This window comes from Bradyrhizobium sp. Arg816 (genome assembly GCF_029989365.1).
Taxonomy (GTDB): domain Bacteria; phylum Pseudomonadota; class Alphaproteobacteria; order Rhizobiales; family Xanthobacteraceae; genus Bradyrhizobium.
The window spans coordinates 1-25,940 of record NZ_JAPRAQ010000017.1 but is presented as its reverse complement, the minus strand read 5'-3'; the positions used below and the strand labels follow the sequence as shown (position 1 = coordinate 25,940).

At 64.7% G+C, this 25,940-nt stretch carries 26 protein-coding genes and 1 pseudogene; 20 read left to right on the top strand and 7 right to left on the bottom strand.

Translation table 11 applies throughout. The features are described from left to right. The first annotated feature begins 56 nt into the window (after positions 1–56). Positions 57–1,130, top strand: a complete 1,074-nt coding sequence (locus OWC48_RS31820) for a HoxN/HupN/NixA family nickel/cobalt transporter (protein ID WP_282523518.1) — start codon at positions 57–59, stop codon at positions 1,128–1,130. Beyond that, the gene (locus tag OWC48_RS31815) at positions 1,111–3,426 is read left to right on the top strand and encodes a TonB-dependent receptor (RefSeq protein WP_282523517.1); all 2,316 of its coding nucleotides are present in this window, start codon (positions 1,111–1,113) and stop codon (positions 3,424–3,426) included. Before OWC48_RS31820 ends, OWC48_RS31815 begins: the two co-directional genes overlap by 20 nt. A gap of 6 nt (positions 3,427–3,432) precedes the next feature. On the opposite strand, the gene OWC48_RS31810 is transcribed toward OWC48_RS31815, so the two are convergent. The 7 genes from OWC48_RS31810 to OWC48_RS31780 all read right to left on the bottom strand — a co-directional run bounded on the left by OWC48_RS31810 (position 3,433) and on the right by OWC48_RS31780 (position 13,082). Continuing rightward, positions 3,433–4,944, bottom strand: a complete 1,512-nt coding sequence (locus tag OWC48_RS31810; RefSeq protein WP_014492622.1) for an ATP-binding protein — start codon at positions 4,942–4,944, stop codon at positions 3,433–3,435. 105 nt (positions 4,945–5,049) lie between these two features. Beyond that, the gene (locus OWC48_RS31805; RefSeq protein WP_282523516.1) at positions 5,050–5,868 is read right to left on the bottom strand and encodes a YkgJ family cysteine cluster protein; all 819 of its coding nucleotides are present in this window, start codon (positions 5,866–5,868) and stop codon (positions 5,050–5,052) included. A 247-nt stretch (positions 5,869–6,115) separates the two neighbouring features. Then, on the bottom strand, positions 6,116–7,180 hold the full coding sequence (locus tag OWC48_RS31800; RefSeq protein WP_028160778.1) for a ketopantoate reductase family protein: 1,065 nt from the start codon (positions 7,178–7,180) through the stop codon (positions 6,116–6,118). A 1,503-nt stretch (positions 7,181–8,683) separates the two neighbouring features. Further along, a complete protein-coding gene (locus OWC48_RS31795; RefSeq protein WP_282523515.1) occupies positions 8,684–9,319 on the bottom strand; it encodes a MarR family winged helix-turn-helix transcriptional regulator in 636 nt (211 codons plus the stop codon). 856 nt (positions 9,320–10,175) lie between these two features. Beyond that, complete coding sequence (gene fliI / locus OWC48_RS31790; RefSeq protein WP_282523514.1) at positions 10,176–11,501, bottom strand: flagellar protein export ATPase FliI; 1,326 nt, start codon at positions 11,499–11,501, stop codon at positions 10,176–10,178. Between the two features lie 48 nt (positions 11,502–11,549). Continuing rightward, positions 11,550–12,278, bottom strand: a complete 729-nt coding sequence (gene flgF / locus OWC48_RS31785; RefSeq protein ID WP_282523513.1) for a flagellar basal-body rod protein FlgF — start codon at positions 12,276–12,278, stop codon at positions 11,550–11,552. A gap of 3 nt (positions 12,279–12,281) precedes the next feature. Then, positions 12,282–13,082, bottom strand: a complete 801-nt coding sequence (locus OWC48_RS31780; protein WP_282523512.1) for a DUF1217 domain-containing protein — start codon at positions 13,080–13,082, stop codon at positions 12,282–12,284. Between the two features lie 142 nt (positions 13,083–13,224). On the opposite strand from OWC48_RS31780, the gene motA reads away from it, so the two are divergent. From motA to OWC48_RS31690, 18 genes and pseudogenes are all read left to right on the top strand, one after another. Next, positions 13,225–14,121 carry a flagellar motor stator protein MotA gene (gene motA / locus OWC48_RS31775; RefSeq protein ID WP_282523511.1) on the top strand — a complete coding sequence of 299 codons (897 nt, stop codon included), beginning with the start codon at positions 13,225–13,227 and terminating at the stop codon, positions 14,119–14,121. Next, positions 14,118–15,059: a flagellar motor switch protein FliM gene (locus OWC48_RS31770; RefSeq protein ID WP_028153460.1), complete on the top strand. Its 942-nt coding sequence runs from the start codon at positions 14,118–14,120 to the stop codon at positions 15,057–15,059. Before motA ends, OWC48_RS31770 begins: the two co-directional genes overlap by 4 nt. Next, complete coding sequence (locus tag OWC48_RS31765; protein ID WP_282523510.1) at positions 15,040–15,354, top strand: hypothetical protein; 315 nt, start codon at positions 15,040–15,042, stop codon at positions 15,352–15,354. The genes OWC48_RS31770 and OWC48_RS31765 overlap by 20 nt, the downstream gene beginning before the upstream one ends. A gap of 76 nt (positions 15,355–15,430) precedes the next feature. Beyond that, complete coding sequence (gene fliN / locus OWC48_RS31760; protein WP_014492655.1) at positions 15,431–15,805, top strand: flagellar motor switch protein FliN; 375 nt, start codon at positions 15,431–15,433, stop codon at positions 15,803–15,805. Positions 15,806–15,807: 2 nt separating this feature from the next. Further along, positions 15,808–16,848, top strand: a complete 1,041-nt coding sequence (locus tag OWC48_RS31755; protein ID WP_014492656.1) for a flagellar motor switch protein FliG — start codon at positions 15,808–15,810, stop codon at positions 16,846–16,848. Positions 16,849–16,861: 13 nt separating this feature from the next. After that, positions 16,862–17,947: a flagellar biosynthesis protein FlhB gene (gene flhB / locus OWC48_RS31750; RefSeq protein WP_282523509.1), complete on the top strand. Its 1,086-nt coding sequence runs from the start codon at positions 16,862–16,864 to the stop codon at positions 17,945–17,947. Positions 17,948–18,032: 85 nt separating this feature from the next. After that, positions 18,033–18,413 carry a flagellar basal body rod protein FlgB gene (flgB, locus tag OWC48_RS31745; RefSeq protein WP_282523508.1) on the top strand — a complete coding sequence of 127 codons (381 nt, stop codon included), beginning with the start codon at positions 18,033–18,035 and terminating at the stop codon, positions 18,411–18,413. An 11-nt stretch (positions 18,414–18,424) separates the two neighbouring features. Beyond that, positions 18,425–18,841 (top strand): flagellar basal body rod protein FlgC, encoded by a 417-nt coding sequence (gene flgC, locus OWC48_RS31740; RefSeq protein WP_014492659.1) that lies wholly within the window; start codon positions 18,425–18,427, stop codon positions 18,839–18,841. Positions 18,842–18,843: 2 nt separating this feature from the next. Next, positions 18,844–19,173: a flagellar hook-basal body complex protein FliE gene (locus OWC48_RS31735; RefSeq protein WP_282523507.1), complete on the top strand. Its 330-nt coding sequence runs from the start codon at positions 18,844–18,846 to the stop codon at positions 19,171–19,173. 17 nt (positions 19,174–19,190) lie between these two features. Beyond that, the gene (flgG, locus tag OWC48_RS31730) at positions 19,191–19,979 is read left to right on the top strand and encodes a flagellar basal-body rod protein FlgG (RefSeq protein ID WP_282523506.1); all 789 of its coding nucleotides are present in this window, start codon (positions 19,191–19,193) and stop codon (positions 19,977–19,979) included. A gap of 35 nt (positions 19,980–20,014) precedes the next feature. Further along, on the top strand, positions 20,015–20,470 hold the full coding sequence (flgA, locus tag OWC48_RS31725) for a flagellar basal body P-ring formation chaperone FlgA (RefSeq protein WP_282523618.1): 456 nt from the start codon (positions 20,015–20,017) through the stop codon (positions 20,468–20,470). Continuing rightward, positions 20,467–21,597 (top strand): flagellar basal body P-ring protein FlgI, encoded by a 1,131-nt coding sequence (flgI, locus tag OWC48_RS31720; RefSeq protein ID WP_282523505.1) that lies wholly within the window; start codon positions 20,467–20,469, stop codon positions 21,595–21,597. The genes flgA and flgI overlap by 4 nt, the downstream gene beginning before the upstream one ends. A gap of 67 nt (positions 21,598–21,664) precedes the next feature. Further along, positions 21,665–22,435, top strand: a complete 771-nt coding sequence (locus tag OWC48_RS31715; protein WP_282523504.1) for a MotE family protein — start codon at positions 21,665–21,667, stop codon at positions 22,433–22,435. Further along, positions 22,436–23,131, top strand: a complete 696-nt coding sequence (flgH, locus tag OWC48_RS31710) for a flagellar basal body L-ring protein FlgH (RefSeq protein ID WP_282523503.1) — start codon at positions 22,436–22,438, stop codon at positions 23,129–23,131. It begins immediately after the preceding gene. A gap of 42 nt (positions 23,132–23,173) precedes the next feature. Next, entirely contained in the window at positions 23,174–23,617 is a 444-nt protein-coding gene (locus tag OWC48_RS31705) for a flagellar basal body-associated FliL family protein (protein WP_039153358.1), read from the top strand. Beyond that, positions 23,614–24,354 carry a flagellar type III secretion system pore protein FliP gene (gene fliP, locus OWC48_RS31700; protein WP_282523502.1) on the top strand — a complete coding sequence of 247 codons (741 nt, stop codon included), beginning with the start codon at positions 23,614–23,616 and terminating at the stop codon, positions 24,352–24,354. The genes OWC48_RS31705 and fliP overlap by 4 nt, the downstream gene beginning before the upstream one ends. Before the next feature lie 260 nt (positions 24,355–24,614). Beyond that, positions 24,615–25,526 carry a flagellin gene (locus OWC48_RS31695; protein WP_282523501.1) on the top strand — a complete coding sequence of 304 codons (912 nt, stop codon included), beginning with the start codon at positions 24,615–24,617 and terminating at the stop codon, positions 25,524–25,526. Positions 25,527–25,798: 272 nt separating this feature from the next. Next, positions 25,799–25,940, top strand: a pseudogene (locus tag OWC48_RS31690) (flagellin); the annotation flags it as partial.

Genomic DNA, 25,940 nt, shown 5'->3' with positions numbered 1-25,940 from the left:
GTGTGATCATTTTATGAAAAGATCATACCGTCGCCGCGAAGGGGCGTGCGGACGGAATGATTGTCGTGACGAAATGGTCCTTGCGGGCGGTCGAGCCCGCCACGGTGGTGCTGTTCGGCGGGCTCATCGCCGCCAATGTCGCCGCATGGGCCTGGGCCTTCGCGGCGTTCGGTGACCGGCCGACGGTGATGGCGACCGCGCTGCTCGCCTGGGTGTTTGGCCTCCGCCATGCGGTCGACGCCGACCACATCGCCGCCATCGACAATGTCGTGCGCAAGCTGATGCATGCGGGCGGTGCGCCGCGCAGCGTCGGTCTCTATTTCGCCCTCGGCCACTCCACCGTGGTCGTGATCGCGACCATCCTGCTGGCGCTCGGTGTGGTGAGCCTCGGCGGCGACAGCCTGCTCAGGGAGATCGGCGGCCTCATCGGCACATCGGTGTCGGCGCTGTTCCTGCTCGTGATCGCGGCCATCAATCTCGCCATCTTCGTCGGCCTGTGGCGGACGTTTCGCATCGCGCGCGCGCAGGGCATCCACGACGCCGCGCAGCTCGATGCGCTGCTGGCGAGCCGCGGATTCCTGGCGCGCCTGCTCGGCCCGATGTTCCGCCTGGTGACAAAGCCCTGGCACATGCTTCCGCTCGGGTTCCTGTTCGGGCTCGGCTTCGACACCGCGACCGAGATCGGCCTGCTCAGCATCTCCGCGACCGAAGCCGCGCGCGGCGCTTCGCTCGTCGACGTCATGGTCTTTCCCGCGCTGTTCGCGTCGGGCATGGCGCTGGTCGACACTGCCGACTCGGTGCTGATGGTCAGCGCCTATCGCTGGGCCTTCGTCGATCCTCTGCGAAAGCTCTGGTACAACCTCACCATCACCGGCGCCTCCGTCGCGGTGGCGCTGTTGATCGGCGGCATCGAGGCGCTCGGCCTGATCGCCGACCGGCTTGGTCTAAGCGGCGGCGTGTGGGCCCTGGTTGATAATCTGAACGAATCGCTGGCCAATGTCGGCTTCGCCGTGATCGCGCTGTTTGCGATCGCCTGGCTCGTTTCGGTCCTGCTCTATCGCCGCATGTTTGCGGGCGCTGCGTCCCGCGCGAATGGACTTCGGGGCGCCGATGCGACCGACGCGGCCTGAGTCTGGCCGTCGTTGCGGAGCGTTGACGGCATTTTCTGCCATCATGCTTCTCGCGGATGACGGCAGCGCCTTCGCGCAGAGCAGTGGCGCCTCGCGCGAACTGCCGCCGATCCAGGTCTCCGGCGGCGAGACGAAGCCGCACAAGAGACCGCCCGCATCGCGGCGAGCCAGCAAGCCGGTCCCGGCCAATCGCCGTCACGTGGCTCAGCCGACGCAGGCTCCGGCCTCGGACGCCCGCAGCGTCGCCTCCGGCGCAAAGGGCCCGCCGGACATGGCGAGCGAGATCACCGTCTCCGGTGAAGAGCTCAACACGCGCCCCTTCGCGCGGCCGGGCGAAGTGCTCGAAGCCGTGCCGGGGTTGATCGTGACTCAGCATTCCGGTGAAGGCAAAGCCAACCAGTATTTTCTGCGCGGCTATAATCTCGACCATGGCACCGATCTCGCGATCTATGTCGATGACGTCCCCGTCAACATGCGCACCCACGCGCATGGCCAGGGCTATGCCGATCTCAATTGGCTGATCCCGGAAACCATCAGCGCGATGGATGTGCGCAAAGGACCGTACTTCGCCGACGAGAGCGATTTCGCGTCCGTCGGCAGCGTGCGCATCGGCTTGATCGACCGCACCGAAAAGGGCCTCGCGCAGGTGACCGCCGGCAGCTTTGGCTATCGGCGCCTGCTCGGCATGGACTCAGCGAAAGTCGGCGACGGTTCGCTGCTCGTCGCGGGCGAGCTCGGCACCTACAACGGTCCCTGGGCAAATCCGGACAATGTGCGCAAGCTGAACGGCTTCGTGAGCTACAGCCAGGGCACCGCGACGGATGGTCTGACCATCACCGGCATGGCCTATGCCAACAAATGGAATTCGACCGACCAGGTGCCGCAGCGCGCGATCACCAGCGGTTTTCTCGACCGGTTCGGCTCGGAAGATCCAACGGACGGCGGCAACACCAATCGCTTTGCGCTCTCCGGCCGCATCGCGCAGAGCGACGATGTGGGGTCGTGGCAGGCCAACGCCTATGTCGTGAAGAGCCAGCTCGACCTCTTCAACAACTTCACCTATTTACTCAGCGATCCCGTGCTCGGCGACCAGTTCCATCAGCATGACGACCGCCTGATGGCCGGCGCCAACATCTCGCGCACGCTGAACGGGTCGTTCGCAGGCCTGCCGATGCAGACCACGATCGGCCTGCAATCGCGCTATGATTCGATCGATCTGGCGCTGAGCAACACGTTCCAGCGCGGCTTCCTCTCCAGCATCAGGGGCGACAAGGTCGGCGAGGGCAGTGTCGGTGTTTTCGCCGAGAACACCGTGCGCTGGACGGATTGGCTGAGGACCACAGTCGGCCTGCGCGGCGATTATTATGCCGCCGACGTCACCTCGCTGTTCAATGCCAACAATTCCGGCCGCACTGACGCCGCGCTCGGCAGCCCGAAATTCCGCATGGTGCTCGGCCCGTTCAACCAGACCGAATTCTTCCTCGGCGCCGGCACCGGCATGCACTCGAACGACGCGCGCGGCGCGACCACGACGGAAGATCCGAGCGATCCCGCCACGCGGCTGACGCCGTCGCCGCTGCTGGTCCGCACCAAGGGCGCCGAAGTCGGCGTCCGCAGCAAAATCGTTCCCGGCCTCGACACCTCGCTCAGCCTCTTCATCCTCGACCAGGATTCCGAGATCCTGTTCTCCGGCGATGCCGGCGATACCTCGGCGACCCGCGCCAGCCGCCGCTACGGCTTCGAGTGGACCAATCATTACCGCCCGCGCTCGTGGATCGACATCGATGCCGATCTCGCCATGACCCATGCGCGCTTTCGTGGCACTGACAGCGAGCAGGCGGAGGTCTACGCCTCGCTGGCGGGCTATCCCGAGGCGCAGATCGGCAACGCGCCCGGCAACTACATTCCGAACGCACCGGCGATGGTGGCATCGGCCGGTATCACGCTCGGCGAGAAGACCGGCTGGTTCGGGTCTTTGCGCTGGCGCTATCTGGCGTCGAGCCCGCTGACGGAAGACAATGCGTTCCGCTCGTCCGCGACCAGCATCTTCAACGGCCGCCTCGGCTATCGCATCGACAATGGCTGGCGCATTCAGCTCGACGTGCTCAATCTGTTCAACGCGCAGGCGAACCAGATCACTTATGCCTATGGCTCGCTGCTCAAGACCGACACGCTCTATAATCTCTGCACCGGCGGCGTCGCGCCGACGGCGGTCTGCCAGAATGGCGTGATGGATTACGTGCTGCACCCGGTCGAGCCGCTGACCTTTCGCATGACTGTCGCCGGGACGTTCTAGGCGATCTCAAGCCGAGGCTGCGCTCGGAACCGGCTCCGCCGGCAGATCGTCGCCGTTGGGATCGCCCGGCGCGGTGGCCCAGGCCAATTCCACCAGCGTCACGATCCGGCGCCCGCCGCCGTCGAGCTGGCAGACGATCAGGCCCTGCTCCTCCATGTAGCCAAGCAGGCGCTGGGCGCGGCGCAGCGAATGCGAGCCATAGGCGCGCGCGATCGCGGCATCGCCGGGGCAGGGCCAGCCTTCCTTCGCCGCGCGTGCGATCATCATGAACACGCCCTGCATGTCGTCGGGCAGGATCGAAGCGCGCAGCGACACGTCCTGCCAGGCATCGTCCTCGGCATGCTCGGCGCCGAGCCCGGCGCGCGCGCGTGTCAGCATGCGGCGGAATTCGTTCAGATCAGGCACCGCGGAGCCGAGCCCCTCGATGCGGCAGCGGACCACGAACTCCTGATAGAGCACGCCGACGGCGCGGAAGCCGGCATCGGGTTCGGCGAGCACGGCGCGAAGCGTACGATCGACGCGCTCGCGCCGCTCGGCGAGCTCCTCGGCACTGATCGGAACCTCGGCCACCTCGGGCCGGATCTCCGGCGCGGCCGCCTTCGCGGCGCGGAGCTGCTCGAGCAGATCGGGCGCGGGCCGGCGCTGCGGGCGGCTGGCATCGGGCGGCGGCGCGGCCAGGATGACGGCGCGCATATCCTCGAGTGCGGCTTCCGGCATCGGCATCAGCCGCGGCGTGGAATTGCGCGCGTGGGTGTCGGTCGGGCCGATATGCAAACGCAGGGGGCGTCGCGACAGCGCCGGGCCGAGCGCCATGAACTGTCCGCGTTCGAGATCGCGAAAGGATTCGGCCTGCCGCCGCTCCATGCCGAGCAGGTCGGCGGCGCGCGCCATGTCGATGTCGAGGAAGGTCCGGCCCATCAGGAAATTGGAGGCTTCCGCTGCGACGTTCTTGGCGAGTTTTGCCAGGCGCTGGGTCGCGATGATGCCGGCAAGGCCACGCTTGCGGCCGCGGCACATCAGATTGGTCATCGCGCCGAGAGAGAGCTTGCGCGCTTCGTCCGAGACTTCGCCGGCGACCGCCGGCGCGAACAGCTGCGCTTCGTCGACCACCACCAGCATCGGGTACCAATGGTCACGGTCGACGTCGAACAGGCCGCCGAGGAAGGCCGCGGCACGCCGCATCTGGTTCTCGGCGTCCAGCCCTTCGAGATTGAGCACGGTGGAGACGCGATGCAGCCGCGCGCGCTCGCCGGCGACCTGAAGGCCGCGTTCGGTGTGGTCCTCGGCCTCGATCACCAGATGGCCGAATTGCTCGGCCAGCGTGACGAAGTCGCCTTCGGGATCGATGATGGCCTGCTGCACCCAAGGCGCGCTCTGTTCGAGCAGCCGCCGCAGGAGATGCGACTTGCCGGAGCCCGAATTGCCCTGCACCAGGAGCCGGGTCGCCAGCAGTTCCTCGAGGTCCATGGCGGCCGCGGCGCCTGCCGTGGTCTGCCCCATCTCGATCGCAACTGTCATGTCCCCGACTCAAGTCCCCATCATTCGCGGACAGGGGCTTATCAACCCGGCCGGGGCGCGTCGAGCGGCACCGTGCGAATCATGCGGTGTTGCCCACGGCGGAGTTCAGGCGTGATTCGATTGCCGTAAAAGTGCGGGCCGATAGGGCGCCCGCGGATCGTCGTCCTCATTCTCAGGGATCGCACAGGAGCCGAATTCCTGCCGGATACGCTCGATCTCGGCGATGCGCTCGTGCAGCCGCTGCAGATGCTCGGGCGATGTCGCGCGCCAGAACCGGAAGGTGTCGGCGGTCAGCGGCAGGAACGCCGTTCCGAACAGCGTAGGCTCGGGAACGATGGTGCGTCCGAGCAGCAGGAACCGGTTCTCGCCGGAGACCACGAGGGTCGCGTAGCCGCGGTTACCGATCCGCCTGATCCCGTTCAGCGACCATTCGGCGAGCTTGCTGAAATAGGGCTCCTCGCGCCAGCGATCGGGGCAGTGGTCGTCGACCGTCACGTTCACCGCGTCCTGGCTGAAATGCACGATGATGCCGGACGTCGCCGGAAACCACGCGTCATCGAGATGACCTTGCAGCCAGGCGCAGACGAAGGACCGGCACATTTGCGGACGGCGGTCGTAGATGGTGCACCCGGTTCCCGTCTGCCAGTGTCTGCACAGCTGATTCACCGGCTTGTCGACGGCGGCGACCTCGAGGATATCGCAGCAGGCGTTGCACGAGCCGCACTGCCGGGTGAGCGGCGGCGGCGTTTGCCGGTTAGCCGGCCGAAATCCTTGGCCGTCGCGAATGAGGAGCTTTTGCTTCTCCAGCGTGCTCAGCGCGCGCTCGACCTTGAGGCGGGACAATCCGGTCGCGTCAACGATCCCCTTCATCGTCGTCGCGCCGGCCTCCACCGCGCGAGCGACCTGCAACGCCGTCTGATCCATCGTCTTCTACTTGTTTGTCAGCCCTTCGATCCGGCCATCGCGCTGCCACGGAACCTGCGGAAGTCGGCGCCCGTGTGACGGCTAGCAGTCGCATGTATGCGGGATTTACGCAAACGGACTGATGAGCAGGATGGGCCGTATTGAGCCAAATCGTAAGCCCATGCCCAAGGGCGATCCGGTCTGCATCGACAAATCCGGTCGATCAGTGCAAGCCGCCGCGACCTGTGACGGCAGCGCCGGCACGCTGCTATTGCGCGCCAGATCCGCCCTGCACGATCTTCTCGTTCAGCTTCAGGTCCACGGTCTCGACCGTGCGGTCGATCTCGGCATTGGGGGTGCCGAGCTGATGCGAGATCAGCTTCACGAGCAGGTCGACGCGCTCGATGAAGGGCGCGCCGCTCGCGACCGCGCGCGCGGCCGATGACGGCTTGAGCAGGCTTTCGGCGGCCTTGGCGTATTTCGCGAACGGCACCTGGTCCTGCGGATCGGCGCCGAGACGGCGGGCGATCGCATCGACATGGTCGTAGATCGTCTGCGAGCGCGCCAGATCGCCGTGCACGGCGTCGCGGATCGATTGCGGCTCGTGCGGCGTGATGCAGCGATAGTTGCCGGTCAGCAGCATCGACCATTTCGCCAGCGGCACGAACAGCGAAGAGAACACTTTCAGCTTCACCGGCACGTCGTGACCGTCGAGCGTCACCGCGTCGATGTCGGCTTCGAGCTCGCGCAGCACCTTGTTGTGCTTCTCGTCGGCGAAGGCCGATGCCTTGAAATTCGTGGGCAGGCCGACATGGAGCACGTTGGCGGCTTCTTCCGGCGGACGGAAGGCCTGCGGGTCGGGCGAGCACAGCGTCACCAGGCCGGGCTCGAAGCGCTCCCACACCTGCGCATTGGTGTAGGCCTCCTCGAGATCCATGTCGGCGAGCGACGGGATCCGCTTCAAATAGGGCAGCGGCGGCATGTTCATGATCGACAGGCACGGCAGCTTCGCCGCGGCGATCTTGACCATGAGAACGCGGACCGTGTGGTTGGTGTATTGCGGCTCCTGCATCGCCAGGCCGACCATGTCGTAGCGCGAGAGGTCGACATTGCCCGGCGTCACCGCGTCGAGCTTGCCGGGCAGGTCGCGCGAGAAGATCGCCCGGTGCACCGCCTCGTCGCGCAGCTTGATGCGCACCTCGGTACCGTCACGGTTGATCAGCTCGGCGGTCTTGGCGCGGCAGACCAGGGACACGTTATGGCCCGCCATCAGCAGCTTCGTGCCCAGCAGGGAACCGTAAGAAGCCCCGAGAATCAGGATGTTACGCGCCATATTCCGTCCCTTTGAAAATGTGTGTGATTTTTGAGCCCCGGCCGTCATCCGCGGGCGAGTTGCCGGCATGTAAAGCGAAGTCCGCGGGGATGGCAACTGGGATAATGCATACAAGGCGGGACTGCCGGGCGGGCGCGGTGATCCGTCGCCCGGATGGAGCGCGGCCCGATCGGGGGCTGCTCGTCCGGTGCGCGCGCTTTTCCCGGATGGCGCGGAGCCTGCCATCGGGCGGCGCTTCGCGCCGACCCCGTTGGCGCCATCCGGGCCACGCTCCTTGTTGTCCCCAGAAGGGAAAATACCCGCCGACCGGCACCGAAAATATTCGCCTATACAGAAATCATAATTATCGAATGTTTCGGTCGTCGCGGCTGGTCGAGACGAAAATGTATCGCCGCGGCCGATCGCTGCTCCCGGGAATCACTTTCAAGCGCAACCAGACGAGCGATGTCGTCCGGCAGAGCGGGGCGGCGGGGGCACGGCGCCCGTCGGGCAAAACACCCGAGAGGGCGTCAAGCCGCGCGCGCGAAAATATTCCACTTTACCGAAATTCGGAAACGGCGTATGTGTCGCCCATCCCGGCTCACCAAGAGGGGCGATCTTGTGTCGTCACGTTTCGCGAGCCGGGCTTGCGGTGGACGCGGCAGCGTCGGGCGCGAGAGGTCCAGGGCAGGGCGGATTGCTCTCCGTGAGCCCAAAACTTCGTGCTGGATGAGCGGCGCTGTCAGGTTCGTCTCGTCTGCAAGTTTCCGGCTCCGTCGACAGGGCTGGAAAAACTGCGGCGAAATGGCGGGCCGTGCGTACGGCAAAACCGTGTGGTCCTGGCCGTCGTCGCTACGGTCAAGTGCTTGCGGATGCGGCAGTCGCGTCAACCGGCGCGGTGCTGGTGACTTTCGCAAGCGTGAGGGAGGCCAGAAGGAACTCGGCTCCCGGGAGAGCACGGCATAAGCCGTCCAACCATCGCGCAGGGAAGGCCGAGTGATTGGCACCACCTGTATGCTGCTGTGCGGTTTCCTTGCGCTACCTTTCGCGCAGCGGACCGCGGGTGCGAGGTCAGCACCCGGCCTTCCCTGCGCCCTCTTGGCTTCGAGGGTGGAGTGAGCAAGCAAAGCTCGGGCGAAATGCGCCGCGAGGACGCGAAGGTGTGTCTGAGGGGCCGTAGCAACGTCGTAGCAAGGATGGGTAGAGAACTTGCGAAACCCATCATGTTTCCGCGTTGATGAGAGAGGATGGGTTTCGCTTCCGCCTTCGCCCTTCCGCCTTCGTCCTTCGGCGGACAGGTCGCTCCACCTATCCTACGCGTGCATGTCTGAGAACTGCAGTACATCTCCTTGCTCCGTCATTGCGAGCGCAGCGACTTGTCCGCCGAAGCTTGGTCAGCGCGTCCGGGAGAGCGGAGAAAACGAGCGTGTTTCAAAGAACGATGCTGTTGAGAAACTTTACGCAAGCGCCGGCGATCGCATCCGCGCGAAACTTGCGCGTTCCATCACGTCGCAAATTCCCGCCTCATCCCTGGCTCGCCATGCGCGCGCGGTCGAGATGCTCCTCGATCTTCGGGCGGTCGCGGGTGCGCTCGAAACTGGTGCAGAGGAGTTCGGTCTCCTCGAGGGAAACCGGGGCGCGGTACAGCCGGCACATGAATTCGGCGCTCGCGCGTCCCTTGCCCGTGCCGGGACTGCGTTCGGCGAGGAACATGCAGTCGCGGCAGATACTGGCATCGAGCCGCTGATGGGCCGCGTCGAGGTGATTGAGGATCTCGCGCAGCGAGTCGCGCAGCCTGATGCATTCGTCGGTGCCGAGAGACGTGACCGCGTTCACAACGTGATTGATCGGGTCGTGCTGGCTCAGGCATTTCTCGCCTTGCGCGGTGACGTGGAGCACGACGGACCGCTTGTCCTCGTGCGACGGCTTTCGCACCAGGAAGGACTTGGCTTCCAGCGTCTTCACGATCTGCGATGCCGTGGCGCGGGTCGCGCCGATGAAGCCGGCCAGCGCGGACGGCGTGCGCGAGAACCTGTTGGCACGGTGGAGAAACCGAAGCGCCATCCATTCCCGGTCGCGTAACCCGTGCTGATTGCCTTCAAAATACCAGGCTCTGGCCGCCTGAACCAGCAGCTCGACGGCCTCGCGTGCCAACGGCATGAATTCCTACCTTGCCCCGGGTATCACGTCTGCGGCGCCCCGGAGCCGCCTTCCGTCGTTGCGCACGAGTCCTTCGCGAGAAGCCGTACCAACCACAATATCCGACACATACGCACGGCCCGGCTCTCGCGCGAAAGCACGGACCGTTCTGCCACCGGCCTCGACAGATGGACCCTGCGAGATACGGCGCGAGAAGCTGTGTCGATGATGGTGTGCCAATCGTGGCGTCGTCGAACGAAAGCCCGAGTTGCCGTCACAGCCGGACGATGGATCGGTATTGTTCAACCTTAGCCTCTGAAGTTCAAGTCACACGCAGACGTTTCTTGTATTCCACCGAAACGATGAATGAGCTTCTCAACAAAAGCAAGCAGAGACGCTCTTGGAGACTGGATGTCGCCGCAGGCGAATGTAACGTTCAAGACAATCTCGCCTCCAGGGACACATGATGGTGAACACAATACACTGTCCCTCACGCACCATGCACGCAACTATACGACGGTTTGATTGCACGGCATGTTGATGTCTGCCGTTGATGCAAATTGATCGAAGCTTGTGCATGACAGAGGCGATCTGCGTTGATGAGTCATCCACAACTTGTGCGATCTACGGGAGAGTTTCTCGGGGGAACCCACAGGGATTACACGCGGCGGTTGTTGTGGGCGCGATTCGGAGAATCGACGGTTCGTCTGCCTGCCACGCGGCCGACCACGCGCCTCCGAACGGTTGAAACGCTCCCGAGAGGAAGCGGTGGCAGCCATGGGTGTGCATGCGCCGGCAGCGTGGCGGCATGCGCCAACGGCTGTCGAAGTAACGAGCAATGCGAAATCGCGGGAGCCGCGCGCCCGTCCCGGCCCGGCTAGTCGCCCTTGAGCATGTCTCGCAGCTCGCGGAATGGATCGGCGCTCGGCCCTGCGGAGGCGTCCTGCCGCATGGCGCCGTAGATTTTCGGAACCATGTCGACGGCCTGGTCGAGGCCCGAATCACGCCCCGACTGATATCCGCCCATCAGGCGAAGGTCGCGCGTGTCCTCGTATTTGGCGATCATGGTGCGCAGCTTGCTCACCAATTCGCGCTCCTCGGGGTCCCAGACGTTGTGGGCGAGGCGGGAGACCGAGGCCAGAACGTCGACGGCGGGATAGCGCGCCTGGTCGGCGATGTGCCTGGAGAGCACGATGTGGCCGTCGAGGGTGCTGCGGATGGTGTCGGCGATCGGCTCGTTGTGATCGTCGCCGTCGACCAGCACGGAGAAAATGCCGGTAATCGTCCCGGATCCCTCCTCGCCGGGGCCGGCGCGCTCCAGCAGGCGGGGCAGGTCGGTGAAGACCGTCGGTGCGTAACCGCGGGCGACCGCAGGCTCGCCGGCGGCGAGGGCGACCTCGCGGGCGGCATGGGCGAAACGGGTGATCGAATCGACCACCAGCAGGACCGATTCGCCCCGGTCGCGGAAATATTCGGCGACCGCCATGGCGGTCTTCGGCGCCAGCCGCCGCATCATCGGGCTTTCATCTCCCGTCGATACGATGGTGATGGCGCGGCTGCGGTTGGCGCCGAGCACGTCCTCGATGAATTCGCGCACCTCGCGGCCGCGTTCGCCGACGAGCGCCAGCACGACGGTGTCAAAGCCCTGGCTGCGGGCCAGCATCGCCAGCAGCGTCGACTTGCCGACGCCGGAGCCGGCAAAGATGCCGACGCGCTGGCCGGCGCAGATCGGGGCGAACAGGTCGATGACGCGCACGCCGGTGCGCAGCGGCTTGTGGACGCGCGCCCGCTTCATGGCCGCCGGCGCCTCGGCCTCCGCCGAGACGGTGCGGGATCCCGGGGTGAGGGGACCTTGTCCGTCAAGCGGCGCGCCGAGCGCGTTGATGACGCGGCCCTTCCAGCTCGGATCGGGCGCGAAGGACAGTGGCGGCATCCGGTAGGCGACCGAGCCGAGGCCGCCGGCGAACTGCCGGTCGAACGGCTTGGCGATGATGCCCTCGTTGTCGATCCGCACCACCTCGCCGATCTGGGGCTTGCCGCCGGAGTTGACGCCGATCAGTTCACCAAGCCTGACGAAGCGCGACAGGCCGGAGACGCGAAAATGCGTCGGAGCGATCTCGGAGATCGCGCCGCTGACGCTGGCCAGGGGAGTGCTCTGCTGAAGCTCCAGCAGCGCCCACTCGAGTTGCCGAAGAGCGTTCAAGGAAACCGTCCACCCTCAATGCGCATGCAGCGCAGTCTACTTGCAAGTCTATTTGCCCGGCTCGCCCAGCGTCCGGATTGCGTTCTGGAGCGAGCTCTCGGTGCCCTCGATCATCGAATTGGTGCCGTCGAAGGCGCGCGAAGCCGCGATCAGCTTCGTCAATTCCATCATCGGATTGGCGCTGGAACCCTCGACATAGCCCTGCTTGAAGCCGTCGCGGGAGAAATCGGCGATGGCGGTCGCGGGCCGGTCCGGCGTGATGCCGGAATTACCGTAGCGCTCGAGATTGGCATCGGCGGGAATGTTGAACAGGCCGATGGAACCGATCTCGTTGTTGTCCTGGGTGATCGCGCCGCTGCGGGCGATCGCGATCGGTCCGCCGTTCGGATCGAGCGTGATCTGCGCGCCGCCGGCATCGATCACGGGGAAGCCGGACACGGTCTGAAGATCGCCGTTGGGGGCGATCTGGAGTCGGCCGTCGCGCGTATAGACCGTGCCGTTCGGGCCGGCGAAGGCGATCCAGCCCTGTCCGACCACGGCGACGTCGAGCGGGTTGCCGCTCTCGGTGATGCTGCCCATCTCGCGCGAGATGATGTTGTCACCGGGCGAGGAGAAGGCGACCGGGTTCGCGCCGGCCTTCGACAGAACGGTCTCGAACTTCACGACGTCGGTGCGGAATGCCGCCGTGTTGACGTTGGCGACGTTGTTGGCGATCGTCTGGAGGCGCTTTTCGAGGGCGACCTGCGCCGACAATCCTACATAGAGAGCCGATTGCATGACTTACTTTCCGAGCCGGATGGACTGAAGCTTCGTGAGCATGTCGGTATCCATGCCGGCCATCGACGACGCGCCGCCGATCAGGACCAGCGCGGAGTTGGTCGAGTTGCCATTGTTGATGTCGTTCTGGGCCTGGGTCGCATCCCACATCGCGGCGAAGCGCTGCACGAACTTGGTGACCTTGGCCGGGTCCTGGAAATCGCTGAGGTCGATCTTGCTCGCGATCAACTTGGCCTGGGCGTCGATGTTCGCCGCGCTGATGGTCGACGGCAGGCCGAGCGCGGTCTGGACCACCTGCGTCAGCGCCTTGTCGGCGAGGATCTGGTAGGAGGTGCTGACGGTGGAGGCCTTGCGGGTGAAATAGAGCGCCAGCCGCAGACCCTCGTTCTGGTCGCCGGCCTTCTCCTCCATCGTCTGCGTGACGTATTGGGACGCCGTACCGGTGGTGGCCGCGGCGGTCTGGGTCGCCTTGTCGCCGAGGGCGGCGAAATTGAAGGCGGCGGCGAATTGCCGGTAGCGGGTGTCGGTCAGCTTGTTGGCGAAGCTCTTGGAGTCGGAGACACCTTCGGTCAGCACCTTGCGCATGAACGCCTTGGCATAGGTCATATCGCTGAGACCAAAGGCCTTCATCGCGTAGGAATAGAGGCGATAGTCCTTCAGGAAGTCGTCGATCGTCTTCACATTGCCGATATGGCTGAGAAAATAATCGGTGTCGCGGCTGACGTCCGGCTGGGTCGCGACCTGCGTCAGCGATTTGCCCATGTCCTTGGTCAGTCTGGTGTAGTCCGCGATCGTGGATAGCATTGCACGCGCCCCTCTGGCCGCCGTTGCGACATCGTCTCAAGCTGCCGCGAAATGCTTGCGCGGGGCTGGCGACCACGAAGCCAGCCTCGCGCAAGCGTCGCCGACTAGATATTCCCGGTGGGATCGGCGATGGAGTGGCGCGTTGCTCAGTTTCGTGGGGATTTTCATCACGGTAGCGGCACTGCTCGGCGGATTTGCCGCCATGGGCGGGCATCTGGCCGTGCTCATGCAGCCGTGGGAATTCGTGATCATCATGGGCACCGCGATCGGCACCTTCATCGTCGCCAATCCGTGGAAAACGGTCGTTGATACCGGCGTGGCCTGCATGCAGGCCATCACCGGCGCGGTGCCGAGTGAGCGCTATTACCTCGATCTGCTCGGAGCGCTCCATGCCCTGATGCGGGAGCTGCGGGGCAAGGGCCGCAACGAGGTCGAGGCGCATATCGACGATCCCTCGTCCTCGGAGATCTTCAAGGCGTTTCCGAGCGTGCTCGGGGATCCGCCGTTGCTGCAGTTCATCTGCGACTATGTCCGCCTCATCATCATGGGCAATGCGCGCACGCACGAGATCGAAGCGTTGATGGATGAAGAGATCCACACCATCGTGAAGGCCAAGCTGGCGCCCTACAATTCGATGGTGGTCGTGTCCGAGGCGCTGCCGGCTCTCGGCATCGTCGCCGCCGTGCTCGGCGTCATCAAGGCCATGGGCGCGCTCGACCAGTCGCCGAAGCTCCTCGGCGGCTTCATCGGCGCGGCGCTCGTCGGCACCTTCGCCGGCATCTTCCTGTCCTACGGCGTCCTCTCGCCCTTCGCGCTCAAGATCAAGATGACGCGAGAGAAGCGCTGCCGGCCGTACATCATCGTCAAGCAGACGCTCCTGGCGTTCATGAACGGCGCCATGCCGCAGATCGCCGTCGAGCACGGTCGCAAGATGATCGCGAGCGGCGAACGGCCGTCGATCGACGTGGTCGAGAACGAGACGATCGCAGGTCCCAAGGCCGTCGCGACCGAGGCTGAACCGAAGGCTGCCCGCGCATGATGACGGAAGACCTCGACGTCGATCAGCGGAAGCAGCTGCCGAACTACCTGCTGGACGCCGCCGGCATATCGATCGAACGCATGCCGATGCTCAATGTGATCTTCGATCGCATGGCGGCATCGTGCACCGACAGCCTGCAGCCGATGGCGGGAACGCCGTGCTACTTCTCCGTCAACGGCATCACCAACGACCCGCTCGGCGACATCATCAAGGACTACGAGGGCAACGCGGTTGCCGCCGTGCTCTATGCCGAGCAGTGGGACTCGCGCGTCATCATCATGCTGGATCGCGACTTCGTGTTCACGATGGTCGAGGCGATGTTCGGCTCCGACGGCGCCGAACCGCCGCTCGACGTCGAACGCACCTTCTCGAACATCGAGATCCGGCTGGTCCAGGCGCTGTTTGAGCGGTTCGCCAAGGCGCTGCAGGGCGCCTTCGCCGGCACCTCCAATGTCACCTTCCGTGTCGAGCGAGTCGAGACGGCGATGGCGTCGCTCGCGATTGGGCGCGCCAGCAATATGTCGATCTGCGCGAACATGATGGTGCAGGCGCTCTATCGCGGCGGCCAGATGTTCCTGATCATTCCGCACTCCGCACTCAATCCGCTCAGGCAGAAGCTCGCCCACGTCGTCGTCAGCGACGGCCGCGCGGCTGATCCGCGCTGGCGCGAGCAGATGGAGAGCGAGGTTCACCGTACCGAAGTGACGCTGAGCGCGGTGCTCGACGAGAAGATGATTTCCCTCGAGGACGTCGTGCAATTCAAGGTGGGGCAGGTTCTGGAGCTCGAGGCCACGCCGCGCACGCTGGCCCGGCTCGAGAGCAACAACCAGGTGCTGTTCTGGTGTCAGATCGGCCAGCTCGATGGCTATTACGCCATGCAGGTGGCGGATCCCGTCGATCAGAAGCGGGAGTTCGTCGATGATATCCTATCTCGTTGATGCCGTGCTGCTGATCGCGCTGGCGTTCACCAGCATGAGGGTGACCCGGATGCACCGTGAATTGGCGCGGCTGCGCAGCTACCAGGGCGAGTTCTCGACCATCGTTCACGAGACGGCGGGTGCCTTCGACACCGTCATCACCGCCGCGCATGATTCCACCGCAAATCTCAGCCGGCTCGCCAATGTACTGAGCACGAAGATAGATCAGGCCCACGAGGCGATCGCGGCGCTCGATGCGCGGAGCGGACTCCAACCGACCGCAACAGTGAGCGGCGCCGAAGCGAACAAGCATTGAATTCGGGACTTGCAGGACACGTACGATCGGAACGTCGCGGCGCTCCGGGAGCGGAAATACCAAGAGGCGATACCAAATGGCGCAATCTTTCGAATATGAGTCTGCATCGGCATCGGGAGAGACCGATGCGTCTCCGCTGGAGCGGCTGGCGGAGATCGCCGCGCGCACGGCGGAGGAAACCGGCAAATTCGCCAACGTCGATGCCATCCTGCGCATTCCCGTCACGATGCAGGTGGTGCTGGGATCAGCGACCATTCCGGTCGCGAACCTGATGAAGCTTGGCCGCGGCGCGGTGGTTCCGCTCGATCACCGCGTCGGCGAGCCCGTCGACGTCGTGGTCAATGGCCGCGTCGTTGCCCGCGGCGAAGTGGTTGTCGTCGAAGAGGATAATTCCCGCTTCGGCGTCTCGCTCACGGAGATCGTCGGACCGCTGGGGCAGGGTGATACCTGATCATGGCGGCACAGGTCGGCGTCGCTCCTATCAAGCAGCGAGGCGTTGCCACGCTGGGCGGAACGGAAAAGGTCGCGGCACTCCTGCTGGCCATGGGCCGGCAGGCGGCCGCGAGCGTGCTCTCGCAGTTCGAGCCGCAGGATATCCGCATCGTCACCAAGGCTGCGGCCGAGCTGCGGCCGATCACCGCGCAGGAGCTCGAGTCGATCGTCGAGGAGTTCGCGCAGCAATTCTCGATGGGCGCCAACATTCTCGGCACCATCGGCGGTCTCGAAGCCGTGCTCGGCGACGTGCTGCCGGCCGACCAGGTCTCGGCAATCATGTCGGACCTGCTCGGCAATTCGAGCCGGTCGGTGTGGGACCGCGTCTCGTCGGTGTCGGAAAACTCGCTGGCGACGTACCTCTCCAAGGAGCATCCGCAAACCGCGGCGCTGATCCTGTCCAAGGTCAAGCCGTCTTGCGCCGCCAAGGTGATGAGCCAGCTGCCGTCGAGCCTGCGTAACGAGCTGATGCGGCGCGTCCTCAGCCTCAAGCCGATCGTCGACGACGCCATGAAAGTCCTCGAGAAGACCTTGCACGAGGACCTGACGCTCAATTTCGCCCGCAACCTCGGCGCCGACACCTACGCGCGCGTCGCGGACATCATCAACAAGATGGAGCGCGGCCATATCGAGGACATGCTGAAGAGCCTGTCGGAGAAGCGTCCGAAGTCGGCCGAAGTTCTGAAGGAACTGCTGTTCACCTTCGACGACGTGGTCAATTTGACCCCGAAGGCGCGCACCATGATCTTCGACCAGGTGCCGACCGATCGCATCGTCATCGCGCTGAAGGGCACGGACAAGCATTTCCGCGAGCTTATCCTGTCCTCGGTTGCCTCGCGCGTCCGCCGCGTCGTCGAGCACGAACTCGCCATCGGCGAGCCGTCGAACCAGCGCGACGTGCTGGAGGCGCGCCGCGTCATCACCGACCTTGCACTCGACCTGGCGGAAAAGGGCGAAATCGAGCTCAACCCCGAGCAGGAGGATGAGCTGGTCTTCCGCTGACCGCTGAACGGGCATGGCAGAAACATCCGATCAGGAGAGCAAGACAGAAGAGCCGACCGAGAAGAAAGTCCGCGATTCGCTCGAACAGGGCAAAATCCCGGTCTCTCGGGAGGCTTCTATCTTCGCCTCGATGGCCGCGCTGATGGTGATCCAGGCGTTCCTGATCGGCCAGGGCGTACAGCAATTGACGCCGACGCTGAAGAGCCTGCTCGACGATCCCGAGGGCTTCCCTCTCAGCAACGGTGCGGAGGCGCGCAACCTGCTCACGGTGGTGGGGCTCGAGGCGCTGCGATTCCTGGTGCCGCTGGTCGTCACCCTGGCGGTGTTCGGCCTCGCCGCATCGTTGCTGCAGAATGCGCCGCGCCTGGTGCTGGAGCGCATCAAGCCGCAGCTGTCGCGAATCTCCCCGATCAGCGGCTGGAGCCGGCTGTTCGGAACCCAGGGCCTGGTCGAATTCGCCAAGTCGCTGTTCAAGCTCGTCTCGGTGACGGTCGTCGTCGTGTTCGTGCTGCGCTCGTCCGAAGCTAGGGCGTTCGAGGCGATGTACACGGATCCGGTCGCGCTGCCAGAGATGATTCTCAACATCGCGATGCGGATCGTCTCGGCGATCTGCATCGCCACCATCGTCCTGGTCGCGATCGATCTCGCCTGGGCGCGGTTCCACTGGCGGCGCGAACTGCGCATGACCAAGCAGGAGATCAAGGACGAGCACAAGCAGGCGGAGGGCGATCCCCTGATCAAGGCGCGCCTGCGCTCGCTGGCGCGCGACCGTTCGCGCCAACGCATGATCGCGTCTGCCTCGCGCGCGACGCTGGTGATCGCGAACCCGACGCACTTCGCGATCGCGCTGCGCTACAAGCGCGAGGAAAACGCCGCGCCCATGGTCGTCGCCAAGGGCATGGACGTGATCGCGCTCAAGATCCGCGAAGTCGCGGAGCAGAACCGGATCCCGGTGATCGAAAACAAGGCGCTGGCGCGCGCGCTCTATGAGGCGGTTCAGGTCGACCAGGTGATCCCGGCGGAGTTTTTCCGGCCGGTCGCCGAGATCATCTACTTCCTGCAGTCCAAGCAGGCGCCGCGGACCGAGAAGGTTCAGTAGATTTCCGAGCATAGCGTCGGCTGCATCAGCCTGACGAAAGCTTGCGGCCCTAAACTTAATCTTAAGAAATCAGCATGGGGCCGTCGTGGGACCGCTTTATCTCTTCGAACTCGCATCGTCGCAGGCGCGCTACCTCGAGCTCCGCCAGTCGACCATCGCGACCAACGTCGCCAACGCCAATACGCCGGGCTTCAAGGCGCGCGACGTCGAGCCCTTCAACAAGGTGCTCGACGCCACGCCGGTCAGGCTCGCGACGACGTCGCCCTCGCACATGCAATTGTCCGCGGCCGAGTCCGATACGCGGAAGACCGCGAAGAAGGACAGCTGGGAAGTGGTTCACTCCGGCAACTCCGTCAGCCTCGAGCAGGAAATGATCAAGGGTAGCGACGTCAGTCGCGACTACTCGATGAATTCGGCAGTCGTGCGGTCGTTCCACCGCATGCTGCTGTCGAGCGCGAAGAGCTGAGGTGAATTGACATGCTGGACTCACTGCAGGCGTCATTGACGGTCGCGAGCTCCGGGCTCGAAGCGCAGTCGACGCGCATGCGCATCGTTTCGGAAAACCTTGCCAATGCGACCTCGACGGGGCGCACGGCCGGCGCCGATCCGTATCAGCGCAAAACCATCACCTTCGATGCCGCCATGGACCGTGCCTCGGGCGCGCAGCTTGCGAAGGTCAAGGAGATCGGGGTCGACACCACGCCGTATCGCGTGGAGTACGAGCCGGGACATCCCGCCGCCGACAAGGCCGGTTACGTCAAGCTGCCGAACGTCAACATGATGATCGAGATGGCCGACATGCGGGAAGTCAATCGGTCCTATGAAGCCAATCTCCAGGTCGTGAAACAGGTGCGGTCGATGCTGGGCATGACCATCGACCTGCTGAGGAGCTGACAATGCTTGAGGCAATTTCATCCACCGCGATTTCCGCCGGGCAAGCGGCGAGCCGCGCGACCGAGACGCAGGCCATTGCGCCGGCAGCGCCGACCGCCATTCAGTCCGCCGACGATGTAGGATTCGAATCGGTGATGAAGCAGGTGACGACGGACGCGATCGGGACGCTGAAGGCGGGCGAAGCGGCGTCGATCTCGGCGATGCAGGGCAAGGAATCGACCCGGAAGGTCGTGGAGGCGCTGATGTCGGCCGAGCAGGCCTTGCAGACCGCGGTCGCGGTTCGCGACAAGGTCGTGCAGGCCTACCAAGAAGTCGTCCGGATGTCGATTTGATCTGAGGGAATGAAGCTGTGAAATCGCTCGCCATTGCGGCCACGGGCATGAACGCCCAGCAGACCAACATCGAAGTCATCGCGAACAACATCGCCAACATCAACTCGACGTCGTACAAGCGTGCGCGGGCGGAATTCACCGATCTGTTCTACCAGATGGACCGCATGCAGGGCGTCGCGAACGCCAACGGCTCCTCGCCGATCCCGGAAGGCTCCAATCTCGGCCTCGGCGTCAAGTCGACGGCCATCCGCAAGCTGCACATCCAGGGCGCGCTCACGCAAACCGGCAACCCCTACGATCTCGCGATCAACGGCCGCGGCTGGTTTCAGGTGCTCGGCCCGAACAACGAGGTGCAATACACTCGCGCCGGCTCGTTCAGCCCCAACCCCAACGGCCAGCTCGTCACCACCGACGGCTATCTGCTGGATCCCGCAATCACGATACCGCAGGGAACGGTTCAGGTCGTCGTCAACCAGACCGGACAGGTGTTTGCCAAGCTGGACACGGAAGTGAACCCGCGGCAGATCGGCCAGCTCAACCTCGCCAATTTCGCCAACGAAGCGGGCCTCGAGCCGCTTGGCAGCAACCTCTATCGCGAGACGCCGGCGTCCGGCACACCGGTTGTCGGACTGCCGGGCGATTCCGGCTACGGCAAGATCAACCAGCAATATCTCGAGGCCTCGAACGTCGACCCGGTCAAGGAAATCACCGAGTTGATCTCGGCGCAGCGCGCCTACGAAATGAACGCCAAGGTCATCCAGGCCTCGGATGAAATGGCCCAGACGGTCTCGAAGGGCATGCGCTAGTTCCGGTGTTCTCGATGTCGAACAGGGTGGGCTTGATGGTGCGCGGGTTGGCCGCCGTGCTGCTGGTTCTCGTCTCGGCGCGCCTCGCTGCGGCCGAGGAGAAGCGGCTTCCCGTGCCGGCGGTCTCGATCCGAGCCGGCGAGCTGATCCGGGACGACATGATCACGGAACGCGCCTTCGCGCCGAACGTGCTCGGCGTTGCCATGTTCATCGAAGGACGCCAGATCCTGGTCGGACGCATGGCGCGGCGCACGCTATTGCCGGGTCAGCCGATTCCGACCAATTCGGTGGAGGATCCCTGGACGGTTGCTCGCGGCGCCATGGTCAAGGTCGTGGTGGAAGACAGCGGCCTGTCGATCGTCACTTACGGCGCGGCGATGCAGTCGGGCGCGACCGGCGCGCTCATCCCGGTGCGAAACACCGACACCGGCGTGATCATCAGGGGCGTCGTCCAGCCGGACGGCACCGTCAAGGTCGTGGATGGATCATGACCAGATTCCTGCTTGCGCTTGTCCTGCTCGTTTCCGCCGCCAGCGCCCAGGCGGCCGTCCGCATCAAGGACATCGCGGACATCAAGGGGTTGCGCGAAAACCAGATCGTCGGTTACGGCCTCGTCATCGGCCTGAACGGCACCGGCGACACGCTCCGCAACGCTCCGTTCACGGAGCAGTCCCTGCAATCGATGCTCGAGAACATGGGCATCAACGTCAGGAACGAGACCACGAGCACCAACAATCCCCCGCGTCCGACGACGCTGCGCACGCGCAACGTCGCAGCCGTTATGGTGACCGCGGATTTGGCGCCCTCGATCGGAGCGGGCGAGCGCATGGACGTGACCGTATCGTCGCTCGGCGATGCGACCTCGCTGCTCGGCGGCACGCTGGTGATGACGTCGCTGCGGGCGGCGGACGGCGCAGTCTATGCGGTGGCGCAAGGCGCGGTCACGGTCGCCGGTTACAGTGTGGGAGGGCAGGCGCAGAGCGTCAGCCAGGGCACGCCGACCGCGGGTCGCATCCCGAACGGTGCGCTGGTGGAGCGCGAGGTGCAGGGAAGCCTCCACGAGATGGAGTTCCTGGTGCTGGAGCTCAAGAACCCGGATTTCGTCACTGCGACGCGCATCCTCGACGCCATCAACGGTTACGCCGGTGGCCGCTACCGCGCGCAGATCGCCTTCGAGCGCGATTACCGCACCATCGTGCTGTCTAAGCCGCGCCATATCGGCCCCGTCCGCTTCCTCGCCGAAATCGGCGAGCTGACCGTCGAGCCGGACACGCCGGCGCGAGTGGTGATCAACGAACGGACCGGCACGGTGGTGATCGGGCGCGACGTGCGCATATCGACCGTCGCCGTGACGCACGGCAACCTGACGGTTCGTGTCACCGAGCTTCCCGTGGTGTCGCAGCCGGCACCGTTCTCGCGGGGGCAGACGGTGGTCGTTCCCCAGACCGTGGTCGAGGCCAACGAGGCCGGATCGCAGGTGGCGATCCTGAGCGGCGTCGACCTCCAGCGCCTGGTGCGCGGGCTGAACCAGATCGGCCTGAAGCCATCGGGCATCATCGCGATCCTCCAGGCGATCAAAACGGCCGGCGCACTCCAGGCCGACGTCATTGTGCAATGATGCACAAGCGTCGTGCAAGCTTGGTCGCTCAATGCTCAGGTCTCGACCGAGAATCGCACGCGGCCCGATGCTGAAGCTGGATCACAAAGCCAAACTCCTCCTCCTGGTCGCGGCCTGCGCGTTCGGATGCGCTTCGCCCGTTCTGGCGCTGGACGAGGCCAAGCCGTCGAAGCCGCTCAACCTGCTGTCCTTCGCGCGTGCCCGCGCGCCCGGACCGCAGAAGCCGAATGCGCCAACCTCGCCGATACCGGGCGACAATGCGTCGATCCGGGCGACGGCGTGGGCCGCCGAAGATTCCGGACCCGCGATCACGGGTGCCGTGCCGGTTCCCGAGAAGCCGGCGCCGGCGCCCGCGGTCGCGCCCGTGCGCCCGGCCAAGCCGGGCAGCGTCACGGCGCCGCCGAAGCCCGCACCGGCACAGGCTGCGGTACCTGCGGACAATGAGGTCGCCTTGTTCTGCAGCAATGTCGCCGACCCCGCCGTCGATGCGCGGCTGGCCTGGCAGCTCAGGGAACTGGAGAAGGCCGAGACCCAGCTCCGGGAGCGGATCGCCGAGGTCGAGGCCAAGCGCGCCGAATACGAGAAGTGGATGGCGCTGCGAGACGACTTCCTGAAGAAGGCCGAAGCGAGCGTCGTCGAGATCTATTCGCGCATGAAGCCGGACGCCGCGGCGACCCAGATCGCGGGGATGGCGGACGAGACCGCCGCCGCCGTGCTTGCAAAACTCAGTCCGAGGAGCTCGAGCGCGATCTTCAACGAGATGGATACGGCACGCGCGGCGCACCTTGCCGATCTGCTCGGCGGAATGCGTCGCGTGGATGACGGAAAGACCAAATAGATGAAGAATCTGATCCTCATCCTGTCGCTGCTATCGCTTGCCGGATGCGTCAATGATCCGGCCGAGGTCCTGAACGGTCCGCGCTTGTCGCCGGTCGGGAGCGGCCTGCGGACGCAGGCCGATCCGATTCCCGTGACGCCCCGGCTGCGCTCGCCCGTCAGCTATCGCTCGACCTGGGACGACGGCACCGATCTCTACCGTGACCCCCGCGCCCGGCGCACCGGCGACGTCGTGACGGTGATCATCTCCATGCAGGACAAGGCCAAGCTCGACAACAAGACCGGTCGCTCGCGCGATTCGCAGATCAAGTTCGGGCTGGACTGGCTGATGGATGCCGCCGGATGGCACGACAAGGGCCAGACCAACGCCAACCTCAGCACCAACACCCAGATCAAGGGCAACGGCCAGATCGACCGCACCGAGGACATCAAGCTGTCGATCGCCGCCATCGTCACCGACGTGTTGCCGAACGGCAATATGATGATCAGCGGCTCGCAGGAGTTCAAGGTCAATACCGAGATGCGCGTGCTCAACGTCGGCGGCATCGTGCGTCCGCGCGATATCTCGCGCACCAACACGATCTCCTACGAGAAGATCGCCGAGGCACGCGTGTCCTATGGCGGTCGCGGAAATCTGTCTGACGTGCAGCAGCCTGGATGGGGACATCGGATCTATGACGCCGTGGCACCATTCTGAGAATCGCGCCGGCCGCGCCGCGCCGCGAGGGCAGGGGACGTGATGCGCCTGATTGCGGCCATTGTGGTGCTGACCCTGATCGCGATCGGTGCGGGCGCGGTTGCCGGCCTGCATCTGTTCGCGGCCGCGGAGCGCGTCGCCGACGCAAAGAAGACCGCCACGCCGCCGCCCCTGGCCACGAGCTACGCCGGCAGCGCACGGCTGAGAAAGCTGTCCCCGATCGTGACCAATCTCGCCGCGCCGGCCAACAACTGGGCCCGTGTCGAAGCCTCCATGGTGACCGAGAGCATGAGCGACGAGGATGCCGGCATCCTGGCCGCCCATATCAGCGAGGACATCGTGACCTATCTGCGGTCGGCATCGGTTGGCCAGTTCGAGGGATCGCGCGGGCTTCAGCATCTGCGCGACGACCTGACCGAGCGCGCCAATATCCGCTCGTCGGGCAAGATCCGCGAATTGATCATTGAGACCCTGGTGATTCAGTGAGAGTGAGAGTCCTGCTGCTCGCGTTGGTTCTGGTCGTGCTGCCCGAGGTGGCACTGGCCCAGATTCCGGACCTCAACTCGCTGCTGCCGCCGGGCAACGGCTCGACCAGCGGCCGCATCATCCAGCTGATGGCGGTGATCACGGTGATGTCGGTGGCGCCGGGGCTGCTGATCATGGTGACGAGCTTCACGCGATTTGCGGTGGCGCTGTCGTTCCTGCGCTCCGGTCTCGGCCTCCAGACCACGCCGGCCAATCTGGTGCTGATCAGCCTCGCGCTGTTCATGACCTTCTACGTGATGGCGCCGACCTTCGACCGCGCCTGGGAAACCGGCGTCCAGCCGCTGATGAAGAACGAGATCTCGGAGGAAGAGGCCTATCTGAAGATCACCGATCCGTTCCGCGAGTTCATGCTGGCCCATGTCCGCGACAAGGATCTCCAGACCTTCGAGGCGCTCGCCGCGGAGAGCTTCCGCAAGAAGTTCGACGACAAGCGCATCGACATGCGCGTCATCATTCCGGCCTTCATGATCTCCGAGCTCAGGCGTTCATTCGAGATCGGATTTCTCATCATCCTGCCGTTCCTCGTCATCGACATGATCGTGGCGACGCTGACCATGTCGATGGGCATGATGATGATGCCGCCGACGATCCTCGCGCTGCCGTTCAAGATGCTGTTCTTCGTGTTGATCGACGGCTGGAACCTGCTGGCCTCCGGACTGGTGCGGTCGTTCTCATAGCTACCGAGATCGCCGGCCGGTTATGGTTAGCGAAAAGTGCCGGTCTATGGTTAGCAGAGGGTAGCGTTAACTATATGATATTACAGAGAAATTCAAGCCGATCTTAATCTCGGCGCAAGATTCGACGTGCTAGCAATGCGGCACGGCGGGTTGGACCCCACCCACATCAGTCCAAAGGCATGATGCCGCCCCTCCGTACCGGTGAAAGCCCGGTATGTCCCCTCGTGAAAATGTAACGCGTACATAAAGGGACATTCGCAATGTCAAGCCTGCTTACGAACTCGACCGCCATGACCGCGCTCCAGACCCTCCGGTCTGTGGGCTCGCAGCTCGCCACCACGCAGACCCGGATCTCGACCGGCCAGCGCGTCTCGACCGCGTCCGACAACGCCGCCTACTGGTCGATCGCGACGTCGATGCGCGCCGACAACGCCGCGCTCTCCGCCGTCTCCGACTCGCTCGGTCTGTCGGCTGCGACGGTCGACACCGAATATACCGCTCTGACCACGGTTATCGGCGACAAGAATGGCGGCCTGACCAAGCTCCAGGCGCTGCTGGTCGAAGCCAAGACCGCCGGTATCGACCGCGTCAAGATCCAGGCTGACGTCACCCAGATCCAGCAGCAGATGAAGGCGACAGCCAGTGCGGCGACCTTCAACGGCGTGAACTGGCTGAGCGCGACCGCCGCGACGGGTACCGTCGACCTGGTGTCGTCGTACTCGCGTGTCAGCGGCACGCCCACCGTCGGCAAGATCACCCTGACGGTTGCGAACTACACGCTCTACAACACCGCCGGCAACACCGGTATCCTGGACAAGGTGAGCGGTGGTGCGTCGGTCGACACGATCGCCATCGGCGCGCTGCAGGACACCGTCCCGGCCGACATGACCACGCTCGATGGCTACATCGCGCAGGTCACCGCCGCGATCAATACGGTGGCTGGCGCTGCTGCCGATCTTGGCGCCGTCAAGAACCGCATCTCGACCAACACGGACTTCGTGAAGTCGCTGATGGACTCGGTGGATCGCGGTATCGGCCAGCTCGTCGATGCCGACATGAACCAGGAGTCCACCCGCCTGTCGGCCCTCCAGGTCCAGCAGCAGCTCGGCGTGCAGGCGCTCTCGATCGCCAACAACAGCAGCCAGAGCATCCTGTCGCTGTTCCGCGGCTAAGCCTCAAAACGATCCGGGGAGGGCCGCGCTTCTCGCGAAGCGCGGCCCTTTCGTTTGGCGTGATGCCGCACACACGCCCCGTCATTTCAGCTGCCTGTTGCGGCCGGGGCACAGAGCCACAAGCCTCGCACAAGCTTCGCGCGCTATCGTCGCCGTTACGACAGGTTGGGCCCGCTTTTCTGCCGCGCCCAAAGGCATGACGCCGCCCTGTCGTACCGGTGCAAGCCCGGTATGTCCCCAAACTCAATTCAATCTTCAAAGGGACATCAAAAATGGGTTCTAGTCTCCTCACCAACTCGTCTGCAATGACCGCGCTGCAGACCCTCCGGAACGTCAGCTCGCAGCTCGCGACCACGCAGAACCGGATCTCGACCGGCCAGCGCGTCTCGACCGCGTCCGATAACGCCGCCTACT

Coding starts and splice junctions, on each gene's coding strand:
- OWC48_RS31705 (WP_039153358.1), top strand. CDS start 23,174: ATGCGCCTGATTGCGGCCATTGTGGTGCTGACCCTGATCGCGATCGGT.
- OWC48_RS31780 (WP_282523512.1), bottom strand. CDS start 13,082: ATGCTATCCACGATCGCGGACTACACCAGACTGACCAAGGACATGGGC.
- OWC48_RS31755 (WP_014492656.1), top strand. CDS start 15,808: ATGGCGGCACAGGTCGGCGTCGCTCCTATCAAGCAGCGAGGCGTTGCC.
- OWC48_RS31810 (WP_014492622.1), bottom strand. CDS start 4,944: ATGACAGTTGCGATCGAGATGGGGCAGACCACGGCAGGCGCCGCGGCC.
- OWC48_RS31765 (WP_282523510.1), top strand. CDS start 15,040: ATGATATCCTATCTCGTTGATGCCGTGCTGCTGATCGCGCTGGCGTTC.
- flgC (WP_014492659.1), top strand. CDS start 18,425: ATGCTGGACTCACTGCAGGCGTCATTGACGGTCGCGAGCTCCGGGCTC.
- flhB (WP_282523509.1), top strand. CDS start 16,862: ATGGCAGAAACATCCGATCAGGAGAGCAAGACAGAAGAGCCGACCGAG.
- fliN (WP_014492655.1), top strand. CDS start 15,431: ATGGCGCAATCTTTCGAATATGAGTCTGCATCGGCATCGGGAGAGACC.
- OWC48_RS31770 (WP_028153460.1), top strand. CDS start 14,118: ATGATGACGGAAGACCTCGACGTCGATCAGCGGAAGCAGCTGCCGAAC.
- flgF (WP_282523513.1), bottom strand. CDS start 12,278: ATGCAATCGGCTCTCTATGTAGGATTGTCGGCGCAGGTCGCCCTCGAA.
- OWC48_RS31795 (WP_282523515.1), bottom strand. CDS start 9,319: ATGCCGTTGGCACGCGAGGCCGTCGAGCTGCTGGTTCAGGCGGCCAGA.
- flgA (WP_282523618.1), top strand. CDS start 20,015: ATGGTGCGCGGGTTGGCCGCCGTGCTGCTGGTTCTCGTCTCGGCGCGC.
- OWC48_RS31800 (WP_028160778.1), bottom strand. CDS start 7,180: ATGGCGCGTAACATCCTGATTCTCGGGGCTTCTTACGGTTCCCTGCTG.
- flgH (WP_282523503.1), top strand. CDS start 22,436: ATGAAGAATCTGATCCTCATCCTGTCGCTGCTATCGCTTGCCGGATGC.
- OWC48_RS31715 (WP_282523504.1), top strand. CDS start 21,665: ATGCTGAAGCTGGATCACAAAGCCAAACTCCTCCTCCTGGTCGCGGCC.
- OWC48_RS31695 (WP_282523501.1), top strand. CDS start 24,615: ATGTCAAGCCTGCTTACGAACTCGACCGCCATGACCGCGCTCCAGACC.
- OWC48_RS31805 (WP_282523516.1), bottom strand. CDS start 5,868: ATGGATCAGACGGCGTTGCAGGTCGCTCGCGCGGTGGAGGCCGGCGCG.
- OWC48_RS31815 (WP_282523517.1), top strand. CDS start 1,111: ATGCGACCGACGCGGCCTGAGTCTGGCCGTCGTTGCGGAGCGTTGACG.
- flgI (WP_282523505.1), top strand. CDS start 20,467: ATGACCAGATTCCTGCTTGCGCTTGTCCTGCTCGTTTCCGCCGCCAGC.
- OWC48_RS31735 (WP_282523507.1), top strand. CDS start 18,844: ATGCTTGAGGCAATTTCATCCACCGCGATTTCCGCCGGGCAAGCGGCG.
- OWC48_RS31820 (WP_282523518.1), top strand. CDS start 57: ATGATTGTCGTGACGAAATGGTCCTTGCGGGCGGTCGAGCCCGCCACG.